At 43.0% G+C, this 17,350-nt stretch carries 14 protein-coding genes; 13 read left to right on the plus strand and 1 reads right to left on the minus strand.

The genetic code is table 11. The features are described 5' to 3' along the window. The first annotated feature begins 500 nt into the window (after window positions 1-500). From DW917_RS13735 to DW917_RS13785, 11 genes are all read left to right on the plus strand, one after another. Complete coding sequence (locus tag DW917_RS13735; RefSeq protein WP_233524749.1) at window positions 501-1,235, plus strand: PmeII family type II restriction endonuclease; 735 nt, start codon at window positions 501-503, stop codon at window positions 1,233-1,235. Between the two features lie 116 nt (window positions 1,236-1,351). Then, window positions 1,352-1,879, plus strand: a complete 528-nt coding sequence (locus DW917_RS13740; RefSeq protein WP_147344198.1) for a hypothetical protein — start codon at window positions 1,352-1,354, stop codon at window positions 1,877-1,879. Between the two features lie 11 nt (window positions 1,880-1,890). Then, window positions 1,891-3,441 carry a type I restriction-modification system subunit M gene (locus tag DW917_RS13745; RefSeq protein ID WP_118119603.1) on the plus strand — a complete coding sequence of 517 codons (1,551 nt, stop codon included), beginning with the start codon at window positions 1,891-1,893 and terminating at the stop codon, window positions 3,439-3,441. Between the two features lie 3 nt (window positions 3,442-3,444). Next, window positions 3,445-4,647, plus strand: a complete 1,203-nt coding sequence (locus DW917_RS13750) for a restriction endonuclease subunit S (protein WP_118119605.1) — start codon at window positions 3,445-3,447, stop codon at window positions 4,645-4,647. Window positions 4,648-4,668: 21 nt separating this feature from the next. Continuing rightward, on the plus strand, window positions 4,669-7,854 hold the full coding sequence (locus tag DW917_RS13755) for a type I restriction endonuclease subunit R (RefSeq protein WP_118119607.1): 3,186 nt from the start codon (window positions 4,669-4,671) through the stop codon (window positions 7,852-7,854). Between the two features lie 285 nt (window positions 7,855-8,139). Continuing rightward, a complete protein-coding gene (locus DW917_RS13760) occupies window positions 8,140-9,567 on the plus strand; it encodes a hypothetical protein (RefSeq protein WP_118119609.1) in 1,428 nt (475 codons plus the stop codon). A gap of 210 nt (window positions 9,568-9,777) precedes the next feature. Beyond that, entirely contained in the window at window positions 9,778-10,059 is a 282-nt protein-coding gene (locus DW917_RS13765) for a DUF3127 domain-containing protein (protein WP_118119611.1), read from the plus strand. A gap of 160 nt (window positions 10,060-10,219) precedes the next feature. Beyond that, window positions 10,220-10,618: a hypothetical protein gene (locus DW917_RS13770; protein ID WP_118119613.1), complete on the plus strand. Its 399-nt coding sequence runs from the start codon at window positions 10,220-10,222 to the stop codon at window positions 10,616-10,618. After that, window positions 10,619-13,159, plus strand: coding sequence for a DUF3987 domain-containing protein (locus tag DW917_RS13775; RefSeq protein WP_118119615.1), 2,541 nt, complete (start codon window positions 10,619-10,621; stop codon window positions 13,157-13,159). A 94-nt stretch (window positions 13,160-13,253) separates the two neighbouring features. Beyond that, on the plus strand, window positions 13,254-13,733 hold the full coding sequence (locus DW917_RS13780) for a hypothetical protein (RefSeq protein ID WP_118119617.1): 480 nt from the start codon (window positions 13,254-13,256) through the stop codon (window positions 13,731-13,733). 41 nt (window positions 13,734-13,774) lie between these two features. Beyond that, complete coding sequence (locus DW917_RS13785; protein WP_118119619.1) at window positions 13,775-14,203, plus strand: N-acetylmuramoyl-L-alanine amidase; 429 nt, start codon at window positions 13,775-13,777, stop codon at window positions 14,201-14,203. Here DW917_RS13785 and DW917_RS13790 read toward each other — a convergent pair. After that, a complete protein-coding gene (locus tag DW917_RS13790; RefSeq protein ID WP_118119625.1) occupies window positions 14,181-16,313 on the minus strand; it encodes a cation:proton antiporter in 2,133 nt (710 codons plus the stop codon). The two genes, DW917_RS13785 and DW917_RS13790, sit on opposite strands and share 23 nt — an antisense overlap. Before the next feature lie 176 nt (window positions 16,314-16,489). Here DW917_RS13790 and DW917_RS13795 point away from each other — a divergent pair, with 176 nt between their 5' ends. Together DW917_RS13795 and DW917_RS13800 are read left to right on the plus strand one after the other, a co-directional pair. Then, window positions 16,490-16,915: a hypothetical protein gene (locus DW917_RS13795; protein WP_233524750.1), complete on the plus strand. Its 426-nt coding sequence runs from the start codon at window positions 16,490-16,492 to the stop codon at window positions 16,913-16,915. Between the two features lie 44 nt (window positions 16,916-16,959). Continuing rightward, complete coding sequence (locus DW917_RS13800) at window positions 16,960-17,328, plus strand: helix-turn-helix domain-containing protein (protein WP_118119621.1); 369 nt, start codon at window positions 16,960-16,962, stop codon at window positions 17,326-17,328. Window positions 17,329-17,350: the final 22 nt, after the last annotated feature.

A 17,350-nucleotide genomic window follows, 5' to 3' on the forward strand; every position in this document is an offset into this window, starting at 1 on the left:
ACAAGAGAAGCTTTCTTTCGATTGCTGGTGCAAAGGTACAAAAAAGTGTTGTAGGATGCAATAGTTTTCCGGTAACTTGAATTCAGTTTTCCGGAATCTTGTGAAAATAGCCTTCCAAGAGAATGTGAAAGATACAAAATGGTACACTAACATCGGTCATTAGTGACCGGTCATTATCGGTCATTAAGAAAAATCAATCCGGTCATTTAGCTCTATAATATAATATTAAATATTTTAATATTATATTATAGCCATTTTTGCGCCCCCCGAAAACCTTAATGACCGAAAATGACCGGGCATTAATGACCGGGTAGGATGTGTGATAAGCATTATTTTACAGAATATATATGTGTTGTTAATTCGTTATGTTAGATTTCTAATCCCCTTAGATTTTTTTGTGTTAATAATTATAATAAAATGTAGATATTTCGCAATTATTTAGTACCTTCGGAGGCTATTCTGCGACAATATGCAGATGATAAAATAAAAAATTAAAACATATGGAAATGAAAAAGGAGCAAAAACAAGCAATCATAGAAAGTGGAAAGCAATATTTCCGCTCTATTATCATACCTAATCATTTGAAGAATCTGGACAAGCTTCATCTGAGTAGCTTTGATATAAATCCTTTTCTGATTAATTATCTCGCTGCTTTGGGAGATGCGCAACCCATTAGTTTGGCCAAAGCTCTAGTCTATCCACGTATCCTTGACACAGGTCTTAGTAATAGTTTCGGTCAGAATATTCAGGTGTTTATTTCCCAACTTCAGGAAGTTGTTGGTGGAGCTTCTGGAATTGATGGTATAGATATAGAATTTATTGATGCGATTGATGGGCGCCGTAAATACTGTCAGTGTAAGGCGGGTCCTAAGACGATCAACAAGGATGATATTACTACCATTTTGAGTCACTTTAAATATCTTTTGTACAAGTCAAGACTTGATAGAATGGGGTTGCAGTTTGAAGATCTCGTAGTAGGAGTTTTATATGGTGAGAAAGAAAACTTATCAACTTTCTATAAGGCGATAGATACGCATTATCCTGTATTGTGCGGTGCTGATTTTTGGATGCATCTTACGGGTGATGAAAACTTTTATCATCGTTTGGCCAAGGCTTTTGGTGAGGTAGTAGATGAAGATGGCATAAATGGAAGTGCACTTATCTTAGCCAAAGTTGAAGAAATCGCAGAGGAAATCAGAGAGAAAGTTGGGGTGTCTTCGCCACTTTTCCGTTAAATAACGTGATAAAATTCTTTGGTTTACCAACTTTTTATTATCTTTGCTATCAATTAACAAATTATTGATGTAGCAATAGTCCGGAAAACTAGAAACTACATAATAACAATACTAATATGAAAAGATATAACTTATTGATGTACAAAGCTTTAGGGGGGGGTAATTTTGCTCAGGCAAAGTTAGCCCAATATCATCATGTTCTTATTCGCAGGCGAATATTATCTTATTTTTATATGATAATAGTCGCTTTTTTTATGCTTTCTTCCACCGCCTGTTCTAGCGATGAAGAAACAGAAAAATCAGAGGTTTTTCATTACGAAACCACATTTTTAGCCCATAATTGGCAGATTTCAGAGCTTTATCAGCGCGTTGGAAGTCTCTTTATCGACGTAAAAGAGGCTCCTTTGTCCTGTCATTTTAACTCAGACAACATTTATTTTTCCGAAACGGAAGAAGTGAACCACTTCGATGACAACGGAAAAGTGACCCAAACAACCACCGAAAACATCCCTTGCGGTCACTACACCTATTTAGTAAAGGGGAATAAAATACAGATAGATAATCAGATATTCACCATTACGGACAACAACGGAAACCTCGTTCTGCAGAATGAGGACTGGAAGCTTGTGCTCGTAGAAAACTAAACATATATATTATGGGAACATACAATAAAGAACGAGAAGAACTTCATAAAACGATTTGGAGTATTGCAGAGGAATTAAGAGGTGCTGTTGATGGATGGGAATTCAAGGCTTATGTCTTGGGTGCCATATTCTATCGTTACATCTCAGAAAACCTTACCGACTACATTAATAATTTGCAGGCTGCTGCTGGAATCAAGGACTTTGATTATGCTAAAATGGAAGATGAAAAAGCAAAGGAGGCTCGCGAAATGATGGTGCAGGAAAAGGGCTTCTTTATTCTGCCAAGTCAATTGTTTCAGAGAGTAGCTGCTTCGCCAGAGAAGAATGTTAACCTCAATGAAACGCTAGCCCAAGTGTTCCGTTCTATTGAGGCAAGTGCTGCCGGTACAGATAGCGAGGAACAGGTAAAGGGACTTTTCTCTGATTTCATCATCGACAGCTCCCGTATCGGCAACTCTGTAGAAATGCGTAACAAGTGCATTTCCAAGGTGTTGACCAAGGTGCGGGATATGCAGCTCAGCAAGACGTTTACAGACAACAGTATTGATACAGTAGGCGACACCTACGAATACCTGATGCAGATGTATGCATCAAAGGCAGGTAAAAGTGGTGGTGAATACTTTACGCCACAGGAGGTGAGTGAAGTGCTTGCCCGCATCGCCAGCAGTAACAATCCTAACATTCAGAAGGTTTATGACCCAGCCTGCGGTTCGGGTTCCTTACTGATGAAGTTTGTGAAATATGTAGGTGAAAAAGCTTCGGAAATAGAGTTTTATGGTCAGGAAATAAATCCTACAACCTACAATCTCTGCCGTATCAATATGTTTCTGCATAACGTGAACTATGCTAAGTTTGATATTCAGTTGGGCAACACGCTTACTACTCCTCATCATCTTGGAATGAAGTTTGATGCTATCGTGAGCAATCCGCCATACTCCAAGAGTTGGCCGGGAAAAAATAACACGATTCTGATTAATGATGTACGATACAGTCCTGCTGGTGTGCTGGCTCCTATACAGAGGTCAGACCTTGCCTTTACAATGCACATGCTCTACCATCTTAGCGAAACTGGTACTTGTGCCATTGTTGAGTTCCCTGGAGTTCTCTATCGTGGTGGAGCAGAGAAGAAAATCCGCGAATACTTGATCAAGAATAATTTCGTGGATACGGTTATTCAGCTTCCTGCCAATCTTTTCTTTGGCGTAGGCATTGCCACTTGCATCATTGTTATCAAGAAGAATAAGAAAGATAATAATATTTTGTTTGTGGATGCTTCAGAAGAATATGAGAAGAAGGGCGACAAGAACAAGCTGGAGGATAAGAACCAAAACAGAATAGTAAATGCTTATCAGGAGCGCAAGGAAGAACAATATTTTACCAAGCTCGTTAGCAATGATGAAGTTCTAGCCAATGGTGCCAACCTCTCCGTTTCTTCTTATGTAGAGAAGGAAGATAAAAGGGAAGTGATTGATATTGTTAAACTAAACGAGGAGATTCAGACATTGCAGGCGGAAATATTTACTCTGAATACAGAGATTGCTAATAAAATTGCGAGTTTGTAACACATGAGAAGAGTTAGGTTAAAGGAAATTGGTACATTCTATAGTGGATTATCTGGGAAATCTAAAAGTGATTTTTCAGAAGGAAATGCTTTGTTGGTTACGTACCGCAATATTTTTAACAACCCTGTTTTAAATCCTGCAATAAAGGATACCGTTGTTGTTGGAAAAGATGAGAAGCAAAACGAAGTATTATGGGGCGACATACTCATTACGGGGTCGTCAGAAACCCCAGCGGATGCTGGAATGTCATCCGTAGTCTTGTTTGTCCCCAAAGAGAAAATATACTTGAATAGCTTCTGTTTCGGCTTTCGGCTAAATGACATGAATGAAGTTTTACCTTCATACATCGGACATCTGCTCCGAAGTACATCCATACGAACTGCTATTTCAAAAACGGCTTTTGGAGTTACTCGCTTTAATGTAAATAGAATGCGTTTTGCAGATATAGAGATTCCGTTACCTCCGCTTAACATTCAAAAGGAGATTGTCTCTATTCTTGATTCCTTCACCTCGCTCATCGACAAGATGAAACAGGAAGTAGAGATGAGGAAGAAGCAGATGGAGTATTATATAGATAGTTTTTACGGCGGAGATTTTGATGGCATGATGAGGTTAGCTGACATTCCGGAAAATTCTGTTGTGCAAATTTCTGATTTAGGTTCTATAATTCGTGGCAAACGGTTTGTTCGTGACGATATTCGCACAGAGGGGCAACCATGCATTCATTATGGAGATATGTATACATATTATGGAACCAAGGCTGCAACTGCTAAGACATTTCTCGAAAGAGATTTTCCTAAAAAGATGCGATATGCGCATAAAGGGGATGTTGTTATAGTTGGTGCTGGTGAAAATGATTATGATATAGGTGTAGGGCTCGTTTGGATGGGAGAAGAACCTGCTGCAGTCCATGATTCATGTTATATACTGAAACATCATCAAATTCCTATGTATATTTCATATTATCTGCGTTCGAACATTTATCATCAACAGTTGAAAAAGTATGTTTCAAGCGGTAAGATTTCATCTTTCTCTGCTGAAGGATTGGGGAAAGTTTATATCCCTATTCAACCAGAGGACAAGCAGCGCCAAATCGCTTCCAACCTCGACACATTCGAGACCTACATCTCGAAGCTGGAGAAGATGATAGAGTTACGCCAGAAGCAGTATGAATACTACAGAGAAAAGTTGCTGACATTTGAATAAATTCTTTTTATTAATAACGTTATGGCAGAAAGTTATAAAATCATAGCAGAGCAAGACTATTGTACCGTGGTGGCGAAATACGAGTCATCAAGGAAAAATGGTAATGCTTACCAAAGTGAGCAGGATCTGGAACGCTGGCTTATCGAACAACTGCAAAGACAAGGTTACGAATATCCTTCCATCCACAACGAGAAAGAGTTGCTGGAGAACCTACGCATACAGCTGGGCAAGGCAAACGATACAGAATACTCTGACAAGGAGTGGAAAAGTCTGCAGAATAAATTAACCGGCGAAACGCTCACGATGGAAGATAAGGCAGGCATGATTCAAAAAGAAAATACCGCAGTAGAAATAGAACGTGACAACGGTATTAAGACCAATGTTCACCTTATCCATAAAGATAACGTGTTCAAGAATAATCTGCAGGTTATCAACCAGTACGTACCTGCTGGCGGAACCCATGCCAACCGCTATGATGTAACCATCCTGGTTAACGGTCTGCCACTCGTTCATATTGAGCTGAAACGCCGAGGTGTAAGCATCAGGGAAGCCTTCAACCAGATAAACCGCTATGCTCGCGAAAGCTTCTGGGCAGGCAAGGGAATGTTTGATTACATTCAGCTGTTTATCATCAGCAATGGCACTGAGACCAAGTATTACAGCAATACCACCCGCTATGCTCGTGAGCAGGAAGCTGACAAGCAGAAGGGGAAGAAAAAGAAAATTCATAGCAACTCGTTTGAGTTTACAAGCTACTGGAGCGATAGGGAAAACAACCTTATCTGCGACCTTGAGGACTTTACCAAGACTTTCCTCGTAAAACGTACGCTGCTCGAAATTCTTACCAAATATTGTGTGTTCAATGTTGATAAGGAACTGCTGGTGATGCGTCCTTACCAGATAGCTGCTACCGAGAGTATTACCCAGCGTATCAAGATTGCCTTGAATCATCATTGGGAAGGGTCTAGAAAGGCAGGAGGCTACATCTGGCACACTACCGGTTCGGGCAAAACCCTGACCTCTTTCAAGACGGCTCAGCTTGCAAGCGATATAGAGGGAGTACATAAGGTAGTATTCATCGTTGACCGACAGGATTTGGACTATCAGACGATGAAGGAATACGACCGTTTCTGCCCTAACTGTGCCAATGGCAATGTGAACAGTAAAATATTGCTCGATCAGCTCAATGCCGGTAGCGATGATTCGAACATCATCATCACCACGATACAGAAGATGTCGAGCCTCTTGAGAAAAAAGCTGATAGAGCAGGAGGTTCTTGACCAGGTTTTCGTTTTCATCTTTGACGAGTGCCACCGCTCGCAGTTTGGCGCCATGCAGAAACAGATTAAGCAGAGTTTCAAGAAGTACATCATGTTTGGCTTTACCGGCACCCCGATATTTGGAGTTAATGCCAGTGGTAAAAAGGGCGAAATGATGACTACTGCAGATGTGTTTGGCGGAGAGTTGGACGAAAAGGGCAATCATACCAAGCCCCTCCACACTTATACCATCATCAATGCCATCAACGATAAGAATGTGTTGAAATTCAATGTAGAATACCACACGCAGACGGCTATGGTAGATGGAAAGAAGGTGGAGAACACAAACTATCTCGACTCCAAGCGTATAGCTTTGAATGTGAAATATCTTCTTGAACATTTCGATATAAAGACCAAGCGTTCTGTTCAGTGGACAGCCTCGGTGTTGACCAATGTAGAGGAAGTTGTGAAGAACTATAAGAAAAAGAAGGAAGATAGGGTAGAAGAACAGAAGGCAAAGGTTTCCACCACGGGATTCAACTCTATACTTGCCTGCGATAGTGTGCCAATGGCTATAGAATACTATAAGGAGCTGGAACGGCAGATGGCTGAGCCGGGGGCCCCACAGCTAAGGATTGCAACCATCTTTACTTCAGCAGCCAACGAGGCTGAGAACGACAGTAACGGAAATATAGAAGAAGACCCGGAAGGCATTAAGGAACTGGACTCTACGAGTAGGGAATTTCTGGATTCCTGTATAAAAAAGTACAACCATTGCTTTGGAACTTCATACAATACGAGTGCTGAATTGTTCCAAAACTACTACAAGGATCTTTCCTGGCGCACCAAGAACAAGGAAATTGATCTGCTCATTGTGGTAGGAATGTTCCTGACGGGCTTTGACGCAAAATGTCTCAATACGCTCTGGGTGGACAAGAATTTGCGAATGCATGGATTGCTGCAGGCTTTCAGCCGAACCAACCGTATTCTGAATGCCTATAAGAATTGTGGCAACATCGTTTGTTTCCGCAATCTCATAGAAGCCACCAACAGGAGCTTCGGGCTTTTCGGCGATGCTAATGCCAACAGTATAATTCTGATGCGAACATTTGAGGAATATTACAATGGCTACGAGGAAGATGGGAAACATCAGGCAGGATATAAGGAACTGGCTGAGAAACTTCTGCAGGAATATCCGCTCTGCAAGTTGAATCCTTCCATCCCGCTGGCTCAAAAGATAGACTTCGTCAAGTTGTATGGGCAATTCGTCAAGAAGACTAATATACTGATAAGTTTTGATCAGTTTAATCCGGAAACCCTGGAAGAGCGCAATGCAATCCGCATCATCTGTGAAGGTGACAGGCAGGACTACCAATCTTGGTACCTCAGCTTCTGTGATGATGTGAAAGGCGGAACCACGGGTGGCGGTGGTGGACATACTGGTGGAGACGGAGGTAACGGAACGGATGATTTGGAATTTGAGATAGAACTGATTCGCCAGTTTGATATTGATATTCCTTACATCCTGGCTCTTGTGAAGAAATATCATGATAGCAACTGTGAAGATGCAGAGCTTATCAAGGATATTATCCGTTGTATAACATCAAGTCCGAAGTTGAGGGATAAGAAAGATCTCATAGAGGGCTACCTTCATGTAATAAAAGAAGGTAAGGATGTAGATGTTTACGAAGAATGGCAGAATTATATCCGTCAGCAGATGAAAAAGGAACTGGAAACCATTATTAGCGAAGAGAACCTGAGGGAAGAGGCTACACGTGATTTTATCACCAAGTCTCTGCATGAAGGTTACGTAGAGGAGAGTGGAATGGCAATTACAACAGTACTGCCCCCGATGCCAATCTTTGGTGCCGGCAATAAACGTGAACAGAAAAAGAAGACTGTCATTGAAAAGTTTAAACGATTCGTAGAACGATTCATTGATTTATAAACTTTTATAATATAAGGAAAGAAAAGATATAGAAACAGGAGCCTATCCCTATAGGTAGGTGCACGGAAAGCGTTGTCAGCAAGTATAAATCTTATCGCTCAGAAACGACCAAACTTCAATAGAAGATAAGCTAACTTCAAGGATGGCAACAAGCGGCGCTCATGTGTAGAAGTAAAAATCTACGACGTGGGCAAGACTTGTATGTATATCTGAAGTTAGGGCTTTGGTCGGCCTCTGAGCGATGATTGCGTATGGGTTTTTGCCCACACTTTTTATACGAATAATATGGCAGCAGGCAAAACAAGATTCTTAAAGGATTTGGAAATGCTCATGCAGGAATATAAAACCTGCTATGGGGATTGTGCTGGCGATAGAACTATTCATAAACTATCGTTACTTATTGCTATGTTTGAAAGTAGCGAAATGTTTGGAAAGATAGGACAGAACCTTAAAACTAATCTAATCATCGATATTGATAGAGATGTTGATTACGTGAAATGGAGTAAACCGGAAACTTGGATAGAAACTAAATCTAAGACTAATCAGTATGCTACTTCTTTGACTTATGAGTCGCTGAATATGGACAAATCCTTATTTGCCAATAGTATGGCAGATATGTTGCCACCGGTTCCAGAAACCTCATCTGATGACAATAATAAGAATCAATTCGATGGGCTTACCTATATGGAAAGAGATAAGTTCAAGACAACCATCAATAACCTGATGAATAATAATGTATTTAATGATAAGGTTCTTGATTTTGCCATAGATTCTGCACTTAAAAAACTGTGTGCTGCACTTCTGGATATTGCCAAGATAATAGAAGCTAAGCATGGGGCAAGTCTTTATGAAAACCTCTATAATAAGCAGTTGTTTGCCTATAATAATAAGATTGGTTCCTCTGTGCTGAAATCTCATAAGGAATGGAGAGAAAGGTATTTGGATGATGAAATAACCGAAGAATCGTTAATAGTACATGTTCAGAAGGTTCTTATTGAACTCTTCAAGTCTGGCGTATTGGATAATATTGAGGTCAACGTCACCAAAAAGCAGAAGGATGACTATAAGGCTGAAATTGATTTTTCCGAGCATGAAATTCCCAAGAAGATGAATGCCAATAAGTTGTATAACTGCTTTAGGAGCATTTGCGTTTTTAAGGGTGGTAAGTATTCTCTGGATAAGGTAAAAGCCGGCAGACTGCTGTTTAAGATAAGAAAGGATGAGGATAAGATCTGTGCTTTCTTTAAGTTTGTATTAACGCTTACTTATGTTTATCAGGATATTGATGAGTTGAGAGAAGCGAATAGAGTGCCTAGTAAGATATTTGATTTCGATTTTTCCAAAATAGAATGCAAATTTAGTGAAGAAGAAGGTAAGCGGTCTGGCATTAGCAAGCATGCTCCTATGGTGCTCACCATTATGGATAAGATGAGTGAGAAAATGCCTAAGGCTTACTGGGTATGTTTCTTCTGTGTGTTGTTGGATAAAGAATGGATTGAAGACAATGTGAATGCTTTTTGTAAAAAGATGAATTCAATCTTTAGTGTAGAGCTGGACAAAAGTGCATTGAGGAAAACTATAAATAAACTAGGAAACAAAATCGAGGAATGGGATAAAGGAGATAGAAGGCTGAATGCAAAAAGAGAGTTTGGCTTAAAGTTCAAGCAATGCATTGATGCTTATGTTCAATATAAAATGAACTCTTTTACGTAGGATATGAGAATAGATAATACCACAAAAATTACATAGATAATACCACAAATTAAAAAACTTAGTACCACAAGCAAAAAGATAGCACCACTCGTACCACATGGTATGGGCGGTGCTTTTGTTTTTTCCCTACCTTTGCATCGTCGAAGAAACAAGAAAGCTCAGTAGTTTTTACAAGGAGATCTTGAAACACCTTCGTACATTTATTATATTATGAATACTCAGATTATGAGAGTGGTGCAGCAGGGCGAGCCTTTCGCTGTACAGAGTCAGAAGAGTGAAAACGGCCAGATGATGAAGTGCAACATCGTGTTGCAGGAGATGGGTGGCAAGTACGAAAACCAATATGCAGCTGCCATGCTGGGGAATGCGGCTCAGTGCAAATTCTATCCTGGCGATTTGGTAGTGGCTACGCTCAGATTCACGGCTCGTGAGTATAATGGTCAGGTTTATCAGGACATCTTAGTGACGGACATTGAAAAGGTAAAAAAGTAAAAGGGTAAAAAGAGCTTCGCATGATGAGCTATAATGCGAGGGTTCTGTAACAAGTAATTAATCTTGAATTGAAATGGGTGGAGTGAGAATTGTCCCGGGATAATTTGCGCAAACTGCTTACGACACTTCTTTCATTCATCCTAATTTTAATTTAAGAAATATGAAAAAAACAAATAATAAGCAGGTAAACAACCAGCAAGTGAATAATGATGACTGCCAGCATGTGCAGTTGGGTGGAACGGCTTACTATGATGAGAAGCAGTATTTTCTCTTCTGTCCTGATGCTGCCAATCAGCGTGTTGTGGAGAGCTTCCGACGTCATGGCGTGGCTCAGCAGATGCAAGACGGAACGTTTGATTTCGTGGCGCTTTCTAAGCAGAAAAGTCAGTCGAAATTGATTAAGAAACTGGCTCACGGACGTGTAAGCAAAACCAAGGATGGAGGCATCCAGCTCACCTTGAAGGTGTTTTGCGATGAAGGAATCAATATCGGCCATACGCTGGCTTCTGAGGCTGCAGAGGGAGCAGAGGCAGTAGTGGCTTATCAATTAAAAAGATAAATGAGCTGTTATTTAATTAAGGTGGAGAATGGGCACAAGGTTGCCCGTCCCATCACCTCGGAAGAGGAATACAAGCAGCTGCGTGGAAGCAACGAGCAGAAGGCGAATCTTCGCCTTGCTCGTGCTGGAAACGATGCTGCGAAACGCAGACTGGCGCAGTTTAACTATTCCGGGCATTATCCGCAGGGCGTAGTGAAAGGCATGAAACTGCCAAGTTCGGCTTTCGGCTTTGATATGGATGAACCAGAGGCTTTTGCCAAAGCTGCCAAACTGCTGCTGAAGGAGCCGAGTAAATACGGACTTCTGATGTTGGAACGCAGCGCAAGACAGGGCGGTCATGCGGTGTTTGAGCGTGAAAAGGGCAAGACCATCTTGGAGAACCAAGTGAGGATTGCTACAATGCTGGAGTGTGAAATGGATACCTCGGCTCACGACATCAACCGGGTTTACTTCACCACCACTTCGGATGACGAAGACCTACTCTTCCTCTCTCCACGACTCTTTCAGGATGATTACGACGAGGCTGCTGTGGCAGCTGAAGCAAGGGCTTTGGAGGATCGGGAGAGATTTGGAAAAGAGGAGTTGAATGAGGGTGCTCACAAGGCGAACAAGCATTACAAACCTTGGGAAAATCCGATGCCAAATGCTTCTGCTACGATTTTAGGCGGAGATGCTTCTACTGGCTCTTCAGAGAAGAAAACTGGAACGACTGCTCCTGCAGCTTCTACAGGAAAGAATGAAACTTCAACCCCATCTGCTGGAACTCCCCAAGTTTCTGCTCCATCTAATCTCAAATATCTCGGAATTCCTTATTCCGACATCATCGCCCAATGGTGGCAGATGTATAATGACGGGCAGGAACCCGTGAAATCCAATCGCAACACATTGACTTTCGAGCTTGCCGTAAATCTCCGTCATATCTGTGGTTTCGACCGCAATCTGATGGCTCAGGTGATTCCCTGCTACGATGGTTTCCCTGATCAGGAAAAGATGGCTTGCATCAACTCGGCACTCAGTGAGAAAATCACGCAAATGCCGAAACGTCTGAAAGATGTTTTGTACGCTTTACGACAGGAAAAACTGAAACAGACTGCACAGAATGGCATTTCCGCCAAGGAGGACGAGGCTCTGGTGAATGCGCTGGACGAGGCTAATGCCAAGGACGAAATGTTCTATTTCAACGCTTTGCCCAAGATGCCACTGGGCGTGCGTGATTCTATCAATGCTGTGGGTCCTGCACTGGCAATGCCGGTGATTACTGCTATCTGTCCTGTCATCGGAATGCTTGCAACAGGTGTAAAGGTAAGCGTGCACGGAAAGATGAACTCGTTGAACCTCATCAGCTATATCGCTGGTGATTTCGCATCAGGTAAAGGAAGTATTGATCCCGTAATAAATACTTGGACTTCTGAAGTAAAACAGATGGACAAAATGTACCAGCAGCAGGAAGATGAATGGCGTGCCAAAAAGCGTGCAGCTAAAAACAAGAAAGAGCAGCCGGAAGAACCGAAGCTGCCCGTAAGATGTCTCACATTGAACAATACCGTAGCCAATCTTGCCGAACGTCTTGCCAACACCGAAGGCAAACACGCCTTCTCGTTTACCCCTGAAGCCGATACCGTGGCGCAGAAATGGAAATCTGCTATGAGCGATTTCTCCGTGATGCTCCGACAGGCTTACGACGGAACGAGCTATGAACGAGAGGCAAGAAGTGCTGAGGCGGTGAATGTGCATATAGACAGGCTATTATGGAATGTGGTGATGTGCGGAACGCCTGATGCACTTTACCGAGTGGTCAGCAATTATACGGATGGTTTCCAAAGCCGTATCATTGTGGCTCGAACACCAGACAACACTTTCACTCCGCTTACGGATAATCTCTTTGTGCTGACTGAAACGCAACGTGAACACATACGGCAGATTGCTCATCTCTTGCCCTTGATGGGGGGCGAAGTCGTTCTGCCTAAGTTGGAGACAAAGGGTAGGGAATGGCTGGAAGAGATCAGACTGGAAACGATGAAGAATGACGACAAGGTGAAAGCCCGCCAGCGTTTCCGTATCTGTCCCACCACGATGAGAATGATGACATGTATCATGCTCTGCAAGGTGGCTGAGACACTGATCCAGAAGCATGGCTTTCAAGGTGCTGAAAAACAGCTGAAACAGAATCCGCTGATATGGAAGGAATTGATAGTCAAGATGCAGACACCTACCACGCTTGCAGCCTTCAATATCCTTGCCGATTATCAGTTGGACAATGCGCTCTACTTCTTCCGCAGCCGCATAGAAGATGCTTTCTCATCGAAGAGCTATTGCGGTCAGACTGCTTATGATCGTACCCGACGTGGCAGAAATGACTCCATCTTCGAGCGTCTGGACGTTACTTTCTCCTTTGAGCAGGCTTTGCAGCAAAGCATTGCCGTGAAGGGTGCAAACGTAACCCGGGAGGTCGTCAGACAGATGCTGAAAAACTGGAAGCGACAGGGATTGATAGGTGTGCTGCCTGATATGCATTATCAGAAGGTTCAGCCTACGGTATAAAAGAGTGTTTATAGGTACGTGATCATTAATTATTCCGGTCATTAACGGTCACGGTCATTTTCGGTCATTAAGGATTTTCAGTCAGAAATTCTTAATGACCTATCAACAAATCAAATGTATTTTTAAAAATTTTATTTTTATGGTAGTATACATTTATCGCCGTCATTTTACCCGCTGGGGGATTGAGGGCACATTAGTTATAAAGGGTACAAAAGTTTGTGATACCCTTGAACATCCTACATGTTATTTTCCTGCTGGGGAGTATGAGATAACTCTTTTTTCTCCCATCTTGGCCGGGGAAAAAAGTAGAAAAATGCCCATTGTCTTAATTCCAGGAATGTCAATATGGAATGTACTCCCTCGCATTGCTTATATTCAACCTGGTAATGGTCCGATGAGGCTGAAATACCGCAGCATCATCCTGGGCGAGTCTGTTCTCCCAGGTCTGGTGATTCACACTCAGGAATGCTTCGAACGATTTTATGAGCGATTAAGGAAAGCTATAAAGAGAAATGAATATATCTATTTAAATATCGTTGATTTGGGTAGTGATGAAATCCCAATATCTGATTAGGATTATCTCACATACATTTTTCATTTTAAAAAAGTTATTTTATGCGTAATATCAAGGAAATCATCATTCATTGTAGTGCTACCAAAGAAGATAAGGACTACACAGTTGCCGACATCGACCGCTGGCACAGAGCGCGCGGTTTCAGAAAGATCGGTTATCATTTCGTCATCTACCGCAACGGCGACATTCACGTAGGCCGTTCTTTGTCTGAAATCGGTGCTCATTGCAAGGGGCACAATGCAATCAGCATCGGCATCTGTTACATCGGCGGTTTATCCAAGGATGGCAAACCGAAGGACACCCGAACCATTGAACAGAAGGCTGCCCTGCTGGATCTCATCAGTCAGCTGAAGGAGGAATTCCCTCACGCCACCATCCACGGCCACAACGAGTTTTCTGCCAAAGCCTGTCCTTGCTTCGACGTGAAGAAGGAATTAGCTCCCTATTTTACCGTCTCATTTTCTTTCTGAGCCATTGACTGAATGCCTCGTAAGCACTGATTTCCTCCTGGTGCTGTGGCTCAGCGAAGGTAAGTTGATCACCCGATGAATCGCCATACTGGTCTGGGAAGATAATCATCAGATTGGTGCCCGAGAAGAAGCGGGTGATCTCCTCTGGCAGACGTTCCAGGGCTGTCTTGTAGGATACTGTTCCCTTGCGGGCAGTAATCACAACCAACATGTGGTCGTTGGAAATCTGGGCTGCCAACTGTGGCATTTCGTTCCAATGGTTCATCAAGGCATAGTCGGCACGCACTTCATGATGGCGGTTCTGTATGTACTCATTGATGAGCGCCAAGGTTTCGGTGCGACCATGAAACTGGATACGACAGTCGAGATTTCCTGCCATTCGGCTGAGGCGTTCAAGCCAGCGGTAAAAGCCTGGTTCAAACTCTGCTCGTGATGGCACGGCTACCTGGATTCTGCGTATTGTATTTAATGGTTGTATGACGCGAGCCATGATGATCTGTCGGCTCAAACCGTTGAAAAGGCTCTGATGGAATTCGCCCCAGAATTTCGGAGAACGCTCCGGATGCATGTGCATGCCGATGATAATCTCAGAGCATTGGAACTCGTTGAAAGCATGTTTGATGCCATTGGCTATGTTGGCCGCAATACGAACCTGCGTCTGGGTCATCACATCGGTAGCTGCTGCTAATTGGCTGCAATGGTCGAGCAGTTGTCTGCCCTGTTCCTGGTTGTATCGCATGTCCTTATCATCGTAAACCACGTTCAGACAAACCAGTCCCCGGTTCAGTTTCTGATTTCTTACTAAGAGTGCCAAATCCATCAGGCTGTCGGCATATTCCGGGTATCTCACAGGGATGAGAATCTTCTCGTCATTGCCCTTCTTCTCGTCTTCAGCTTCCGGCAATTCCTTGTCTCGGAGGATAATCTTCTGGGACGACCAGTCGGTGAGGAGCGAGGAGATGATGCAGGTAAAGAGGATCATGATGACCACGCCATTGAGCATGTCATCATTCACCAGATAAGTGTTGGGGCCGATGAGGATATTCATTCCGACCATGACCATGGCGATACTGCCGGCTGCGTGGGCTGAGGTGAGTCCAAACATCATGTGGCCAGAGGAAAGCGGAAGGCGGAAACCGAGGCATGCTGCATAGGCTGCTATGGCTTTGCCTAACGTTCCGAAAAAGACGATGCAGAAGATTACCCAGAGGATATGACCGCCCTGGAAGAGCAGGTTGACATTGATGAGCATGCCTACTCCTATCAGGAAATAAGGGATGAAAAGGGCATTGCCGATGAACTCCAAGCGGTTCATGAGCGGAGATACGTGGGGAATGTATCTGTTGAGGATGAGTCCGGCAAAGAAAGCTCCGAACACGCCCTCGATGCCTACTATCTGGGACAAGGCTGCACTCATGAAAAGCATCGCCATGACGAAGATGAACTGCATGACGGCATCACTGTAGCGGCGCAGAAACCAGCGGGTGAGACGGGGAATGAGGAATATCATAAAACTGCAATAGGCTGCAAACTTGGCGGCGAAGAATATCCAGAAGAGTACGCCGTCATGCTCGCCAAACGAGGCAACGAGACCTGCTAAGATGACCAACGCTATCAGAAGCGAAAGCATACTGGACCCGACACTCAGCGTGACACTCGGTTTCTGCTGCAATCCGTATCTCGAAACTATCGGGTAGGCTATCAGCGTATTGGAAGCCATGATACAGCTGAGGAGGAGCGAGGCCTTGGTGGAGTAGTGGAGCAGGTGGATGCTCATGAGATAGGTCAGCGTAAACGGAATGAAGCAGGTAAGCAAGCCATAGATGAGTAGTCGCGACTTGTTTTTCTTCATACCTTCCATGTCCATCTCCAAGGCTGCGAGGAACATGATGTAGTAGAGGCCCACCTTTCCAAACAGTTCAAAGGAGGAGTCTCGTTCCAGGATATTCAGTCCATACTTGCCGACAACGATTCCTGCCAACACCATGCCAATGATGTGTGGAATACGCAGTTTACCCATAATGATAGGGGCAAAGAGAACGATGAGTAGCACTACGAAGAAGATCAACGTAGGATCGGTTATCGGGAAGTAATGTGTTAAGTTCAGCATAGACATTCTATTTTTTTGTTTGCAAGTGCAAAGATACGTCGTTTTTTTGAATTGACCATACAAAATTACGGAGAATTATTTTCTTAGTGGTATCTAAGGGTATTATTTCTAAGTTTCATTAAAAAAAGAACGTATTGCAGCGTTTTCTGAATTTTTTGTTGTACTTTTGCAAGCGTATGGATTCATTATTTCTCTTTCAGTTTGCATGTTTTATATTCATGCTCGTCAATGCCTCCTTCTTGGCACTCTCTCATCTGCATGTAAGATGGGAGAACAAGCGGTATGAGCGTTCACGATGGATGATCGTGATTGCCCTGATAGGGTTAGCGATACAATATGTCATACAGATGGGGTTCGGCTTCCGTGCTATGCACGATCATTTAGGGGCGGTCATCAACATCCTCCTCTATACCCCCTGCTTCTCGCTCATCTCCATAGGAATCCATTCTCTGGCTCGCAGTTCTCGCTATGCCGGTTGCCATCTTTTCCACCACCTTATTATATATAGTAGGTCCTGTCGTATTGTTTGCCCTGCTGTTCTTCAATCTTACGTTTATTGCCCTTGGCAGCAATTATATCCCTACCGAAGAACTCTTGGATAAAGAAGAGGAAAATAACGGCTCTGCGAGAGCAAAATATATGAGAAGTGGGGGAGGCATCATCTGGTTCTTGCAATAAAAATAAGGCTTCTGATGTAGGTACAGAATCCTTACAACGGATTTCTGAGAAACGCAGAATCTTTATCCAAAACAGTCTTGACCAGTGGTGTGTGGATTTAGGCTATAAGGATTGTAATGTGAACATGTTGACGCTTTCCCGTACGCTTTGTATATCAAAGAATGAATTGAGCCAGTTTTTTGACCAATGCTTACATACTAACTTTCGAATATGGCTCAGCGAGATACGTTTCAATGCAGCAAAGAAGATGATGCAGGACTATCCTGATTATAGCAACGACATCATTTCTGCTGAGTGCGGCTTCTCTTGTCGCACTCATCTTGTATGCTCGGCATGAGCTTATTCTAATGGGTGCAAGT

Source organism: Prevotella sp. AM42-24 (assembly GCF_003461825.1).
In the GTDB taxonomy this organism is placed as follows: domain Bacteria; phylum Bacteroidota; class Bacteroidia; order Bacteroidales; family Bacteroidaceae; genus Prevotella; species Prevotella hominis.